The organism is Veillonella seminalis, from assembly GCF_003992065.1.
Taxonomy (GTDB): Bacteria; Bacillota; Negativicutes; order Veillonellales; family Veillonellaceae; genus Veillonella_A; species Veillonella_A seminalis.
The window spans coordinates 74,247-90,113 of sequence record NZ_RQUZ01000011.1 but is presented as its reverse complement, the minus strand read 5'-3'; the positions used below and the strand labels follow the sequence as shown (position 1 = coordinate 90,113).

At 40.2% G+C, this 15,867-nt stretch carries 10 protein-coding genes; all 10 read left to right on the top strand.

Annotated elements, in window-relative coordinates; all coding sequences use genetic code 11:
• Position 1 precedes the first annotated feature (1 nt).
• The 10 genes from cobN to EO126_RS08420 all read left to right on the top strand — a co-directional run bounded on the left by cobN (position 2) and on the right by EO126_RS08420 (position 15,832).
• Positions 2-3,790 (top strand): cobaltochelatase subunit CobN, encoded by a 3,789-nt coding sequence (gene cobN, locus EO126_RS08465; protein WP_127008479.1) that lies wholly within the window; start codon positions 2-4, stop codon positions 3,788-3,790.
• A 3-nt stretch (positions 3,791-3,793) separates the two neighbouring features.
• Positions 3,794-4,726 (top strand): ABC transporter substrate-binding protein, encoded by a 933-nt coding sequence (locus EO126_RS08460; RefSeq protein WP_127008477.1) that lies wholly within the window; start codon positions 3,794-3,796, stop codon positions 4,724-4,726.
• A gap of 79 nt (positions 4,727-4,805) precedes the next feature.
• On the top strand, positions 4,806-6,710 hold the full coding sequence (locus EO126_RS08455) for a TonB-dependent receptor plug domain-containing protein (protein ID WP_006556583.1): 1,905 nt from the start codon (positions 4,806-4,808) through the stop codon (positions 6,708-6,710).
• A gap of 119 nt (positions 6,711-6,829) precedes the next feature.
• Positions 6,830-8,032: an adenosylcobinamide amidohydrolase gene (locus tag EO126_RS08450; protein WP_127008475.1), complete on the top strand. Its 1,203-nt coding sequence runs from the start codon at positions 6,830-6,832 to the stop codon at positions 8,030-8,032.
• Positions 8,033-8,092: 60 nt separating this feature from the next.
• The gene (gene nifH, locus EO126_RS08445) at positions 8,093-8,905 is read left to right on the top strand and encodes a nitrogenase iron protein (RefSeq protein WP_040771387.1); all 813 of its coding nucleotides are present in this window, start codon (positions 8,093-8,095) and stop codon (positions 8,903-8,905) included.
• The gene (locus tag EO126_RS08440) at positions 8,892-10,436 is read left to right on the top strand and encodes a nitrogenase component 1 (protein ID WP_127008473.1); all 1,545 of its coding nucleotides are present in this window, start codon (positions 8,892-8,894) and stop codon (positions 10,434-10,436) included. The genes nifH and EO126_RS08440 overlap by 14 nt, the downstream gene beginning before the upstream one ends.
• Positions 10,426-11,790 (top strand): nitrogenase component 1, encoded by a 1,365-nt coding sequence (locus EO126_RS08435; protein WP_127008471.1) that lies wholly within the window; start codon positions 10,426-10,428, stop codon positions 11,788-11,790. Before EO126_RS08440 ends, EO126_RS08435 begins: the two co-directional genes overlap by 11 nt.
• A gap of 38 nt (positions 11,791-11,828) precedes the next feature.
• Entirely contained in the window at positions 11,829-12,857 is a 1,029-nt protein-coding gene (locus EO126_RS08430; RefSeq protein ID WP_006556588.1) for a MerR family transcriptional regulator, read from the top strand.
• Between the two features lie 576 nt (positions 12,858-13,433).
• Positions 13,434-13,709 carry a metal-sensing transcriptional repressor gene (locus EO126_RS08425; protein WP_006556589.1) on the top strand — a complete coding sequence of 92 codons (276 nt, stop codon included), beginning with the start codon at positions 13,434-13,436 and terminating at the stop codon, positions 13,707-13,709.
• Positions 13,710-13,924: 215 nt separating this feature from the next.
• Positions 13,925-15,832 carry a heavy metal translocating P-type ATPase gene (locus EO126_RS08420; RefSeq protein ID WP_006556590.1) on the top strand — a complete coding sequence of 636 codons (1,908 nt, stop codon included), beginning with the start codon at positions 13,925-13,927 and terminating at the stop codon, positions 15,830-15,832.
• Positions 15,833-15,867: the final 35 nt, after the last annotated feature.

Below are 15,867 nucleotides of genomic sequence, written 5' to 3'. Positions count from 1 at the left end.
AATGAAAAAAATTTTATATATTACTAATATGGCTAAGCAAATACACCATGTTCGTGAAGTTGAAGCTAAAGGTCGTATTGAGGCCAAAGAACATTTTAAAATTGACTTATATAACTTAAAACAAGAACCGGAATGGAATGAATCATGGGAACAACGCCTTAAAACATCAGATGTTGTTATTATGAAACATATGGGGACCGGATTAGATACACCGTTTTTACGTCGTTTGGCTAATTGGTTATATCAGAACCATCCTTGCTATGCGTTGTATGCCGATGAAGAACAGGATATGGATAAATTGCGCGCCGGTATGAGTGAAGCTGAAATGATTCGATTGTCAGAATATCAGCAGTTGAGTGGGCTTACCAATTTTGAGAATTCGTTTTTATATGCCGCTTCATTAGCCGGTGAAGCTGTTGAAGTACCGGAGCCGATACCGGTGCTATGGCAAGGTATCCTTGGTGAAAATGGCGTCACGTACGCGACCTATAAAGAGTATTTGGAAGCTGAAGGCGTGGTTGATTGTCCAAGTATCGGTGTATTTTTCTATCGTGAAGAATGGATTATGAAGGAGTTGTATTATCCTGAATTGTTGCGAAAAACAATTAAGACATACGGTTACAACCCTATTATCTTTTTCGGGCAATACGGCGGTAATCCGCTTATAGGAGCACCTTCGTTGAAAGAGTCATTACGGATTTTATTCTGTGATGGACCTTTACCGTTTGAAGTATTAATTAATACTTGTAAATTTTCACTAATCAGTTTGAATGCAGCAACTCAAGAAGATATTAGTCATTGGGATATTCCGATTTTAATGGGGTATAACATCTATATGGATGAAGCGACTTGGGAGGCCAATGTACAAGGTTTAAGTCCTTTAGACGTGAATTTATCGGTATCTTTACCGGAATTTGATGGTTCCCTTCATGGTGGGGTTGTAGCGGCACAAACTAATATTGATGGTAAATACATATATTGGCCGGTTAAAGAACGAGTGGAATCTATCGTTAAACGAGCTGTAAAATATGAAAAACTTCGTCATTTATTGCCAGCTGAAAGAAAAGTTGCGATTATTCTTCATAATTATCCGCCTAAAAATTCTAATATAGGTTCGGCAGCCGGTTTAGACACACCGGAGTCGGTGCAACGTTTATTGGTAGCTATGAAGAACGAAGGGTATACCATTGACTCAATTCCTGAGTCGGGGGCTGAATTAATAGAATCTGTTTTATCACATACTACTAATGATCGCAGTATGCTGAGTGAGGAACAGGTTGAAGACGCCGAAGGTAAATTAAGTGTGCAGCAATATAAGGAATTTTTTGATTCATTGCCGGATAAATCGAAAGTAAATATGGAAGAAGGCTGGGGACCGGCACCGGGAGAAGTTTTTCGTTATGGTGATGAACTCCTGATTCCGGGATTCAGTAATGGAAATATTTGGGTAACGGTGCAACCGCCACGTGGTTTTGGTGAAGATCCGGGTAAATTGTATCATGATCCTATTTTGGCTCCGACACATCATTATGAAGGATTCTATTATTGGCTCCGCGAGATATTTAAAGCGGACGTGGTGATGCATGTAGGCACTCATGGTTCATTGGAATGGTTGCCCGGGAAAGGCACGGGGTTAAGTTCTTCTTGTTATCCTGAAATGGGCATTCAGGATTTACCCAATGTGTATCCTTATTGGATGACAATTGTCGGTGAAGGGATACAAGCTAAACGGCGAAGTTCAGCCTGCTTAATCGGCCATATATCGCCTCCTATGGCTGAAGCCGGCCTTTATGATGAATACGAGGAGTTAGAAAATCTTTTGGATGAATACGGTCATTTTGAATTGGAATCGCCGGAAAGTTTAACATCGTTGTATGAAGCTATCATTGAACAAGCTAAGTTATGCCATTTTTGGGAAAGTATTCCAGAAGATAAAAATACCGATAAGAATAGTGTTTTAGCTATTTTGCATGAAATGTTAACAGATTTAAAACATATGCAAATGCGCACGGGGTTACATATTCTTGGCAATGTGCCGACCGGTAAGAATTTACAAGAGTTTTTGTTGGCACTTATGCGAGTTCAAAATGGTACTGTGCCGGCATTACCGGATACGATTGCCGAAGGTCTGGGGTATGATTGGAATACATTGGAACAACATAGTGGTCAAAAGATAGATGCTTTATATATAGATGAACAAATTAATTCTAATGAGAATCAAGACTATACCTTTATCGGTAAGCGTATCATTCGTAATAAAGATATTGTTGATCAAATTTGGCTTGTCATTCGTAATATAATTACACATTTTGCAGAAAATGATTATACTTATACTGATTCATGGCAAAATTTAGAAACTGTTAATACGTTATGGCAGTTGTATAACATTGAAAAAGATAATAAGGAAAAGCAAGATTGGCTGACTGCAATCGGTTCAATTCTAATGGAGGCATGTCACGAATATGTGCCGAAATTAATGCAGACAGAGCAGGAAATAGGACATACATTAAAAGCTTTGGCCGGTCGTTATATTGAACCGGGTCCCGGTGGTGCGGCTACAAGCGGACACGCTGATGTATTGCCATCGGGACGTAATTTCTTCGGTGTCGATGAAAGAATGCTGCCTACTAAAGTAGCGTATGAATTGGGAGCTACATTGGCAGATCAGGTTATAACTGATTTTATTAAAGAGGAAAGGCATTATCCGGAGTCAATTGGCATAGTTCTATGGGCAGGCAGTAATACACGTAGTCATGGACAATGCTTGGGGCAGTTTATGAATTTAATGGGCGTTCAGCCAGTTTGGCAAGGCGGTGGCGGTCGTGTTATCGGAGTTGAAGCGATACCGCTTTCAGAGTTGAAACGACCACGTATTGATGTGACCGGACGAATAAGCGGGCTTATTAGAGACATGATGCCAAATGTTTTAAAATGGCTAGATAAAGCAGTCACTTTGGTTGCCGAATTGGATGAGAGCGAAGAAGATAATTTTATTAAAAAACACATTAATGAAGATGTTTCGTGGCTCGTAGCAGAAGGGGAAAATGAAAAAGACGCCTATCAAAAGGCTCGCTTCCGTTTGTTTGGTGATCCGCCGGGGGCTTACGGTGCCGGTGTTGGACAATTGATTGAACAGAAAAATTGGAAATCGATTGATGATTTAGCTGATGTTTACGTGACCTGGGGCGGTTATTGTTATGGTGACGGGGCTAAAACCAATCAGGATAAACGGTTATTTAGAAGACGTCTGGCCACTATGGAAGTTACCATTAAAAATGAGGATAATCGAGAAGCACATATGTTGAGCTCGGATGATTATAATGCCTATCATGGCGGTTTAATAGCTGCTGTTCGAAGTATTCGCGGTGAAGTCCCACGCTCCTATGTTGGTGATAGTTCGAATCGTGAACAGGTAAAAACACGTAATTTAAAAGAGGAAGTGAATCGTTTAGTTCGTGGTGAGACGTTAAATCCTAAGTTTATAGAAGGTATGCAACAACATGGCTATAAGGGAGCCTCTGATTTGGCAAATGTGGTGGCACACAGTTTTGCTTGGGATGCCACGAGTGCTGTAATCGAGGACTGGGTATATGAAGGCTATGCCAATAAGTATGCTTTAGATAAAGATATGCAAGAATGGATGCAATCAGTGAATCCATGGGCATTGGCCCGAATTGCTGAAACATTATTAGAGGCTATTCAGCGTGGTTTGTGGCAAGCACCAAAAGATATGGAAGATCAATTAAAACAATTGTATTTAGCCATGGAAGGCGAAATTGAAGGACGATAGTCTATGAGTGTTTATAAAAAGTTGTGGTTTTTATTTATCTTTTGTCTGATAGTATTTTCCATTGTAGGTTGTAAGACATTAGATGAAACAAAAACGTTAGAGGGAACACATCAGATAAGAGATTCTACCGGTGCCGTGGTGCAGGTGCCGGATAATCCTACACGCGTTGTTCCTATCGGTGTAAGTACGGAAGATATGGTGATTTCTTTAGTAGGTCCGCAGAAGATTGTGGCTTTAGGTAATTTACCAAATAATTTTCCGGAAGAATCCAAGCAAATAAAAGCAAAGGTAAAATTGAATACGGAAGCCGTTTTGGCATTGCATCCGGATTTACTGATTGTTCCTGACTGGGTGGACCAGGAAATGGTGGTTACTTTACGAGGCCTAAATGTTCCAGTCTATGTATATAAAGCCCCAATAACTATAGATGGCAGTGAAAAAACTATTTTAGAGTTAGCTGACTTATTAAATCAAAAGAGTAAAGGCGAAGCCATTGTTAACTCAATGCAGCAACGATTGGTAAAGGTTGCTGCATTTACGGAGCAGGTTAAAAGCCGGAAAATTGTCGGATTTTATGGTGTTTTAGGCTTGACCGGCGGTATAGGGAGCACTTTTGACAATATGACACAGCTGATAAATGCAGCTAATGCGGCAGCTTTATTGGGCTTGGACATCAGTGAAAGCGGAACTCGTGAAGATTTAATACGAATTAATCCTGATGTTATTATTGTACCGTCAAATGTTTATAGTTTTGATCAGTATAAAGAAATTGAAGTTACTTCATTATATAGTGATCCTGCCTTGAAAGATGTGAAAGCTGTAAAAAATCATCAAATTTATGTAATTGACGCTCGCTGGATAATGAGTTATTCACAGTTTATGATTAATGGTATTGAGGAATTGGCGCGTGTAACATATGGATACTCCGCAAAATAATAAAGCGTGTTTAAGGTGTTTAGTTTATTACTATTTTTATAATAAGTATTTTTATAGGTATTGAGTTGGAGGGTTTATTATGGGTCGAGTTATTGGTAAAAACAAAAAAATGTTAGCTGCTTATGTTACGTTTGCACTAATGGGTATGTCATTAAGTGGCCAAACCATGGCGGCAGCCGGCACTACTGATGAGGTATATGCATTACCTGATGTTGTAGTAACTGCTACAAGAACGGAACAACAGGTTACCAAAGTTCCTGCCAGTGTAACTGTTGTAAAAGGCGAAGATTTGGAAGAAAGACATGAATCTAATTTAGGGGAAGCTTTGCGTAACGTACCGGGAGTAGAGTTTAATACATATGGTGGCGGTGTAGGGTATACTAACTCTAATTCTTTCAGAATTAATGGTAGTAATAATGTTTTATATATGGTAGATGGTATTAATATGAATGCTGCCGGTGTTAACGTACCGTTTACTATTTTAAAAAATATGGATGGTATTGATCGTGTGGAAGTGGTTAAAGGGGCTGCTTCTACCTTATATGGGTCCGGTGCTATTGGCGGTGTTGTAAATGTTATTACTCGTGTACCGGAAGAAGGCATGAAAACAACTGCTCGTATTACCGGTGGCAGTTATGATAAAGAACAATATAAATTTATCAACGAAGGTAAAGAAGGCAATGTATATTGGCGTGCATCGTATCAGAAAGATATTGTGGGTAGCTATAAGGATGCTCATGGGGTCGAAGTTCCACAACATTTAAACGGACGTACCGCATCTTTCATGGTGGGTAGTGATATTGATGATAACAATAATGTGATGATTTCTTATGATTCCTATCGTGCCGATGTAAAATATGCCGATTCTGCTAAAAAATTAAATCATATTCGTTATGGTAATGAAGGCAATGATTCGTTCCGTGGCATTTGGAAAAATAAGATTAATGATCGCTTAAGTCATCAGTTATATGTATTAAACAATCACTATGATGGTACTTATGACGGCTATACGACGGATATTAAAACGATTGCAATTGGCGATCAGGTAACGTATCTTTTAGATAAACATACTTTGATTGGTGGTTTTGATTGGCGCCAGGATAAAGTAAATACTATCGGTGATAGTTGGGAAAAAATTACTGGTAAAAAATTAACTAATACATCGTATTATGTACAAGATGCATGGAATTTTGCTCCAAAATGGACGTTAACTCCTGGCATTCGCGTTGACCATCATTCGGAATTCGGCTCACACACATCGCCTCATATTTCCTTAGGGTATGATGTAAATGAAAAGACTAATGTGTATGTGTCTTACAATGAATATTTCTTAGCGCCGCCCCCATATCAGTTATTCAGCGAAACTTATGGTAATAGAAACTTAAAACCGGAAACAGGGCATGAAGTAGATTTCGGTGTTCATCATCAATTTAGTAATTCCTTATTAGGGAATTTAAATTTCTTTACCCGTCACTCTACCGATAAAATTGACTATAATATGTCTACCAGTAAGTATGCTAACTTCTCTAATGAAAAAGCACGTGGTTTCAGTTTTGATCTGCGTAAGCAAATTACCGGTAATTTGTCAGCTAGAGCAGCTTATACTTATACTCATATTGATGCTACCTCCGGTCGTTCCGCCAATGCAAACGGCTATGTTCCGAAACACGCCATCAATTTAGGCTTAGACTATAATGATGCTAAATGGGATGCTCATTTGGATGTGCGTGCTGTAATTGACCGTCCGGGTCGTGCTACGACTGCCGATAGAGGTGATTTCTTCCCTAAGAGCACCTATTGGATTACTAATGTAAGTGCCAATTATCGTATTACTGATGACATTACCGTTTTTGGCCGTATTAATAACATCTTTGATGTGTACTATGCGGAAATGTCGAATGTTGCTGGTTGGGGCGGTACTGCCGGTGACTGGTGGGCAATGCCTGGCCGCAACTATCAATTAGGTATGGAATTCACTTTCTAATATAAATATCGAATGCAGTATAGGATTAGTTTTTTACTATAGTTTAAAGATTTCCCCCATTAAGCAAGTAATGGGGGCTATATCTATAGCATTATTTTTCACCAAAAGGAATCTATTTTATGGAACTGTGGAAATTGCCAACCGGCGACTCGGTATCTCGTTATGAAAAATCAATCGTTGTAAATTTTACCGGACCGCGCAAGGTATTGAGTACCTCTCTGTTTAATGGTGGCTATCATGAGGACTACACATATGTATTCAATCATGACTCTAAAACCGGCCCCGGCGAAACGATGTGCACATCATTAGAAGACTATTTGCAGCATTTACATGATGTAACTTTGCGTTTGGGATTTGAACCGGACAAAGGGAGCGGTATCGGGACAGCAGCCTACATGGAGAATGTAGCGATTATTGAAAAGTCTTATAAGGAACTTACCGTAACAGCTATTGTTACCGGTGGTATTGATGTTAATGGTGGGCGTGTAGGTGATGAAGCTTCGTATTATAGACCTTTGTTAAAAACGGAAACAACAACTGACGATGATATTCGTTTTAAAACGGGCCGAAAAACAGAATCGCCTAAAAATCCAGCTGATCCATTAGGCACTATTAATATTATTCTTTATATTGACGGTGATTTGGCGGAACCTTTATTAGCCAGAGCCTTAGTGACTTGTACGGAAGCTAAAACTGCTGCCTTACAAGAGCTCCAAGCAGGTAGCCACTATTCTCTAGGTATCGCTACCGGTTCGGGAACGGATCAAACGATAGTGGTCGCCAACAGCGAGGCGCCTTATTATTATGACGGAGCAGGAAAGCATTCCAAGCTTGGCGAATTAATTGGTAAAGCAGTCAAAAAAGCGGTAAAATTAGCATTATACAAGCAAACTCATTTAGGACCGAAACAGCAACATAATTTATTCAAACGTTTGCAACGATTCGGGCTTTCTTTGGATTATTTATTTGAAAGCTATATGAGCGAATATGAGGCTGATGGGCATGAGAAGTATGAAGTGCTTAATACCTTTGAAAAATACGCACGCAGTGATGAAACCGTAGTTATGAGTGCCATGTGGTCGCATTTGGTGGATGAATGGCTCTGGGGCCTTTTAACGGATGAAGAATTAAATCTCGGTTTAGTACAAGTGGGCTTGGTACCTGTTGAAGCAAGCGGTACCTACTTGGCTGAAAGCATTGGCCACTTTGAACCGGCCGGCATTTCCGATGTACATCAATTTGGAGTCGATGCGGTCATTCGGAATTTAGAAAATCACATTATCAACGAAGTGCGCATCATGTTGGGAGATTCTACGAAATAGCCATATACTAGGGGACGCTACGAAATAGCCTTATATAATAACGGAAAGGCAGTGATGCATATGAAAAAAATTGCTATATATGGTAAAGGCGGTATCGGTAAATCAACGACGACAGCCAACATTTCAGCTGCCTTGGCTCAGCAAGGGGAAAAAGTCTGTCAAATTGGCTGTGATCCTAAAAATGATTCTACACGGTTGTTGCTTCATAAAATTTGCCACCAAACCGTGCTGGACGAAGTTTGTCTAAAAGATGACGATGTTACGGCTGAAGACGTGGTTCATACCGGTTTTGCCAGTGTCACTTGCATTGAAGCGGGCGGACCGGAACCGGGTGTTGGTTGTGCCGGGCGAGGTATTATCGTTGCCTTGGAGAAGCTCAAAGAGCTGTCTGTTATGGATGATACGGACATTGTCATTTATGATGTGCTGGGTGATGTGGTTTGCGGCGGTTTTGCCGTACCGATTCGTGAAGGCTATGCCGAGGAAATTTACATTGTTACATCCGGTGAGACGATGGCGCTCTATGCGGCTAATAATATCTGTAAAGGGATTGTCCGTTTTGCCAACCGCGGCTCCGTTCGTTTGGGCGGACTTATTCTGAACAGTCGTTTAGTCCCTAATGAAGAAGCCATTGTGCAAGCTTTTGCAGATCGTTTAGGCACGAAAGTAGTGGCTGTGATTCCGCGTGATACGATCGTACAGAATGCGGAAGTTAATCGTCAGACAGTTATTGAATATGCCCCGGATAGCAATCAGTCCGGTGTGTATCGTGAATTGGCGGCATATATAAAAAATAACAAAGCTGCCGATGTACCGAAGCCTTTAACGTTTGAAGAACTGGAAGAGTTGGTGTATAGCTATGGCCGTGAATAAGCGACGTTTTATAAAAGATAAAGTCAGTTGCAGTTGCAGTATGCCCGGTGTGTGGAAGGCGGTAGCTCATTCGGAAGGTTGTGTGGTGGTATATCATTCACCGAAAGCCTGTGCTCATATAACGGAAGAAATGGAGCGTAATCAGTATTTTCGTATGTTGGCTCGCCGTGAATATACTGACCCGCCCTATACGGCCCCTTTGGTAACCTCTAATATAGGCAAAAAAGAGTCAATCTTCGGCGGCAGTCAATTGTTAAAGAAATGCTTGGACTATGTGGTGGCAACGTATTCTCCAAAGTATATTGTAGTTACCGATTCCTGTGTGTCCGGCGTCATTGGTGACGATTCGGTAGCCGTATGTCAGGAAGCTGAGCAAGAGCATGGTGTGCCTATCTTGCATATAGATTGTCACGGCTTTTTAGACGGTGAGTATTACGGTGGTTTTATTGCGACCGGTAAGCTTTTAATTGATCGGTTTATGGTGAAAACGGAAGCGACCGAGGAGATTACGGTCAAATCAGAACATGAGGTTAATGTGCCACGCCAAAATCATGTTAAATCTGAATCGACAAATCCTGTCAGCTCTAAACTTTCATCGGTAACGCCTTATAAAGTAACTTTGATTGGTGAAAAAGACGGTCCCAGTTCGCTGGACATTCAACAGTTCTGTGCGTTAATTGAAGACTTCGGTTTGGAGATATATAAAAGCTTTCCCGGTTATTGTTCGATTGAAGATATGCAAAAAATCGGTGAATCGGATTTTACTGTCATTTTAGGTGGCACACAAAAAGCCTATGCTTATCTAAAAGAAATTGCCGATTATATGAGTGAAAAATTGGGCATTCCTCATTTTGCCTCTGATTATCCGATTGGCTGGCAGGGAACCGTTCGTTGGCTCGATGCGTTTAATACCTTTTTACAGGATTTTAAAAGGGATAAAGCTGTACAAGTTACAGCTTCAGCTACTGTTGCATCGATTACAGATGCATCTATAACTTCAAGCACAGTTGCACCGACTACAGATATACCTATATCTTCAAATTCAACTTATCTTCAAACTGCGCCGGCTATTGATATCGAGGCTGTAAAAGCTAATGTTTGGCACCGTTTTGAAGAGGGCTATGAGCCATATAAAAAGACTCTTCAAGCGGCTTCAATTATATTGTGTTGGGGCGTAGTGAGTCCGACTACTGATTTAAGTTGGGTTTTAGAATGGTTGTACTTAGGCGGTCTTTCACTGGATAAGGTCGTCATTCTCGATAATGTGCCGGTAGATCAGCAGAAAAGTTTGAGGAAGCTGTTAGATAAATATTATCCGGAAACACCGGCCGTTTTAGAGCAAGCGGATACAGAATTACCGCGTGATGCGTTAATTATTACGACACAGGAATTAGCGGAACCTTTTTTACGACAGCTGATGCTGCCTTGTCTCCCGCCTATCGGCATGGCCGGTTTGGTACAGATGTATCGCAAGCTGTTTATGTTAGCAAGGCGGCGTGGTGAAAGGGGGATTGTGCTTTATGGCTGGTAATTCGTGGTTTAATCATAATGAATGTTTACAAAGTTGCGCACTGGCCGGTGCGGCGGCTATGGCGGCCGGAATTACCGATGCTTATATCGTTGCCAACGGGCCGACTTGGTGTTATTTTTATGCCATGAAAGTAACTGATCGTCCCGGACTTAATTTGGGACAACGATTTTTATGCACGTATCCGACGAATGGTGCCATTGTGTTCGGTTCTGAAAAAGAGGTATTGCAGACATTGTCTGATTTAGCTAAGCTGCCGACTCAGCCCGGTTTGGTTTTGGTTGAAAATAGTTGTGCTTTCAGTTTAATCGGTGATGATTTGCCGAGTATTGTGGGCACGTCCGATTTGACTTGCCCTATACTAACCATGGACTCGGGTGGCACTTTAGGCGATTTTTGGCAGGGCTATAGCAAGGCTTTACTTGATTTACTTACAGACTTTGATGAAACAGATAAAGATGAAGGTCAACATGTAAGTGAAGATAGAGGCCAATATGTAAGTGTAAATACTGGTACCGATGCAACAGTGCGCTGCGGTGAAGGTGCAAAAAACGAATTTACGGTTAACTTAATAGGCTGTTCAGTTACGTATTATAATGAACTCGATGATTTGGCCGAATTAGAACGTCTCTTAAATATGGTTGGGATAAAGGTTAATTTAAGTCTGGCGGTTAATCATAGCATGGCGGACTTACAGCATTTGCAAAAAGCTGATTTAAATGTGGTGGTTCATCCCGAACTTGGTCATGAAGCCGCTGAGTGGCTTTCAAAAAAATTGTCAATGCCATATATTGAGCCGGTTTTGCCATATGGTCTGGAAGGTACTAAAACTTGGGTCAGTGAAGTGGTAAGGGCTCTAAATAAGAATATGGAAGCACAGTTGGAGCCTTTGTTGTCAGAAATTCAAGGTGAAAAGACGCGTCAATTTGAACGAACTAAAGAGATTCAACGGTTATGTGGTGAACCGTGGTTTGACTCCGTTGTGGTGGCCGGTCCGAGTTCTGTTTTACAAGGCATGGAACGAGCCCTCAAGGAGGAATGGTTGGATGCCGGTGAATTTACTTATGTTGCTCATGATGACAGTAAAACAAAGCCTAATTATTATTCCTATGTGCAAGGCCATGATTGGCAGGCTGCTTTGCAAACCGGTAATAATAGTTTATTATTAGGTAGTGATCAAGAGCGACGTTTAATTGTTAAAGAAAAGTCTGTTGCCTTTCAAACTATCAGTAATCCCGAACCGGCTGAGATAGTATTAAGTGAACGACCGTTTATGGGGATTAAAGGTCATCGGGCTATGCAAGAAATTATTTGGAATTTATATATTAATAGTTTGGAAACAGCAGGCAAAGCGTAACAGTTTAGCAGAATAGCGCTGGAAAGGAGTGAGATGCTATGGATACTAATGATACAAATAATAAAAGCAATTTAGGACAAGAACATGCTTTTGATGCGGATAAGAAGCAATCTGACATTAACATCATTGAGCCACATCGCGGTGATACTCCTATAAGGGTAAAAGCAAGTGAAAAAGTGGATACGGAAGCCATCGTAATGGATGAATCGATTCATGAAAACTTGCTCAGTATCAGTGATATGGCTAAGTTACATGGCTTGTCTCGCCCGACGTTGTTATATTATGACTCTATAGGACTCTTTTCACCGGTTTTTACCGCATCGAACGGTTATCGCTACTATAGTCGTGTTCAGATTCCGCTCTTGCGTGAGATATGTTTTTTAAAGGCCTTAGGGATCAGTTTGAAAGAGATTCAAGGCCATTTAAATAATCGAAATCCTGAAGCGGAGCTTGAATTATTAGTTGCTCAGGAAGCAAAAATTCAAAAAGAAATACAGGAGTTGGGGCGCAAGCGCTTGGCATTGCAACAGCGTTTTTATATGTATAAAGAAGCTGTTCATGCCGCAACTAAGCCACAAGGAGAGCCATTTTTACGTCATTACAAGGACCGAAGTATCATATTTCATAAATTTATGGAAAATAACATGGATGGCGTAGATCGTCAAAATATTCATTTAACTTCAATGGAGTTATGGCGTGATTTATATAACCACGAATTTTTACCGGCTTACAGTTATGGCTTTTTATATAAAGAAGAAGCACTTAAATCAGATAATATGTTTAAGGACGGCGGTTGCTATATTCGTGTTCCGGTCGGCAATTTTGAATTTGAGTCTACGCTTCTTACGTTACCGGAAGGCGACTATATTTGTTGCTATAAGAGTGGGCGTCCAACCGATATGACTTTATTGAAGCGTTTGCTCAGCTGGATTGAAGAACACGGTTATCAGGTGAGTGGTGATGTGGTTGATTCGTGTTTCTTGGATACTACGTTTGACGAAGTGTTGCATGATGAAATCTTTTCTTTACTACAAGTTCCGGTGGTGAAAAAGGACGCCGAAAAGTAAAAGTCAAGCAAGATGGCAGGTAAGTTGATAAGTGAATGAAAAAAAGACATTTTATACGATAGAACTGTTAAATATATCAAAAATGTCTATATCCATGTTGCATTTATATATTGTTATTGGATAATGTGATAAAATACTATAGAAAATATGATATAAACTTCATCTAGATTTCAGAGAAAAGCTGTTGACTGTAAAGTTACTTTATAGTTTAGAATAGCATCATAGAAAAGAAGTAGGAATTATGGAAGGTACCTACTGTTGAGATGGAGGGATGTAGTATGTTAGCAATTTTAATCTTAATCAACCAGGCCATTGAAGATTGGCTCAAAACTTTTTAATTAAAAAGCGAGTTTATCATGACAGAACAACATTTTATGAGCCACTGTGAAAAGGTGGCACAAAAAGCATCGTAGTTATTGCGAATAATAACTGTGATGCTTTTTTTGTTTACCTATAACTTTTGGGAAGTTTACAATGATTAGTTTTTATTCAGACTGTGAAAAGGTGTCATATTATTGACAATACATGTGTTCGCGGTTATTATTAAGTATAAGATAAAAACTATGGAGGATACCTATGAAACAGTGTATGGATGCGGATAACTTACATCGCCGTCTCAAAAAAATTATCGGTCAAGTACAGGCGATTGACAGAATGGTAGACGAAGACGTACCATGTGAGGATATTTTATCCCAAATTAATGCTGCAAAATCTGCTTTGAATCGTTGTGGGCAGGTTATTTTAGAAGGCCATATTCGTCACTGTGTACGTGATGGGTTAGAGCATGGTGATGTAGATAAAACTCTCGATAAATTCACCAAAGCTGTAGAACGTTTTGCTAATATGCAGTAGTGAAGTTAAGTATAAAACTAAATAGAAACGACTGAGGCGAAGATGATAAAGTCTTCGTCTTTTTATTTTTTTTATATTGACAACATATACCTCTATAGGTATATAATGCAAATACAAACATATACCCCTATAGGTATAAAATAACTTAACATATGAATATTTGCTCATTCATTAGTGTTATATTATATTTTATAGTCATCAGAAAGGAATCAGTCATGGAAGCAGTCATTCACAAGTTGGAAACAGGCTTATTCAGTAAATTAGAAGAGTTATTAGAATGGGGCGGCGTTAAAAAAGATATTATATTTTTAGTTTTATCAGGTTTGGCTGTATTAGCCAGTTTATTTGGTTTTCAGCCGTTACCATTTGATATCGCTTGGCTTGCTATTATACTTTGCGGTTTGCCGATTATTATAGAGGCTATTATCGGTCTGGTAACTGAATTTGACATTAAGGCTGATGTATTAGTGTCATTGGCTCTCATTGCGGCTGTTGCAACCGGTGAAGTTTTTGCGGCTGCCGAAGTGGCCTTTATCATGCAGATTGGTGCTTTACTGGAAGATATTACAGTAGCAAAAGCAAGAGCCGGTATTGAAAAGTTGGTTAATTTAACACCACAGGAAGCCCGTCTTTTGACTTCAAGCGGAATTCAGCTTGTAAAAGCGGAGACCGTTCAAGTAGGCGATATTTTGCGTGTATTACCCGGCGAAACGATTCCGGTAGACGGCGAAATTATTGCCGGTGAAACATCCATAAATCAAGCTGTATTAACAGGTGAATCATTACCGGTGGATAAAACGGTAGGCGATATGGTTTCAAGCGGTACGGTAAACCAGTTCGGCAGTTTTGATATGCGTGCCGTAAAAGTAGGTGAAGACAGCTCTATTCAGCGTATGATTCGTTTGGTACAGTCTGCCGATGCAGGTAAGGCTAAAATCGTGGGCTTAGCCGATCGGTGGGCTACTTGGGTTGTAGTTATTGCTTTACTTTCCGCCATCGGTACTTGGGCCGTAACCGGCGAAATTTTGCGTGCTGTTACTATCTTGGTTGTATTTTGCCCATGCGCTTTAGTTTTGGCTACGCCAACGGCTATTATGGCTGCAATCGGTAATGCAACTAAACATTGTTTTCTCGTTCGTGAAGGCGATGCGTTGGAACGTTTGGCCAATGTTAAAACGATTACTTTTGATAAAACAGGAACCTTAACATTCGGTGCGCCTAAAGTAGTTGCTGTTGAGAAGATTGATTCGCCGGTAGGGTGTACCGAAAATGCTATTTATCGCTTGGCAGCCAGCTTAGAATCTTTGTCGGAACATCCGCTGGGGAAAGCTATTGTTAAATCCTATAAGGAGAACGCTAAGACAGATATTTTGACGGTTACCGATTTTAAAATGATGCCGGGGCGAGGCGTTTCCGGTAAAATTGCAAGTCAATTAATCCTAGCCGGTAACGAACGAATGATGATGGAAGCCGGTATAGTGATTAATTCTAATGTAACAAACGGAAGTGCCAAGTATTTGGATCAAGGGGGCACTATTGTATTCGTAGCTGTTGCACAACATTTAGTAGGGTACTTAGTCTTGGCTGATACTGTGCGCACCGAAAGTAAAGCTGTTATTGATAAATTAAATCGAATTGGTGTTGAAACAGTTCTTTTGACCGGCGATAATGAAAGTGCAGCGTATACTATTGGTACTCAATTGGGAATTCGCAGTATCCGGGCGAATTGTTTACCTGAAGATAAATTAAAATATATTGAAAATAATGAAGCCCAATTTGTTTGTATGATTGGTGATGGTATTAATGATGCACCGGCACTCAAAAAATCTCATGTCGGTATTGCCATGGGTGGTGTAGGCAGTGATATTGCGGTGGATGCTGCAGATATTGCCCTCGTTGATGATGAAATTAAAGAGTTACCTCATCTTATGGCATTATCTAAGCGTATGATGAGTACTATTAAGTGGAATTTGGCATTTGCCATGATTCTTAATTTTACAGCAATCGGTTTATCCTTCCCGGGAATTTTAACACCTGTTACAGGTGCGTTGGTACATAATGCCGGTTCTGTGCTGGTAATCATTAATTCGGCGTTGCTTTTGACTTGGCGTAATAGAGTATAATATATAACATTAGTATATAGGGCCTTCTCGTGATG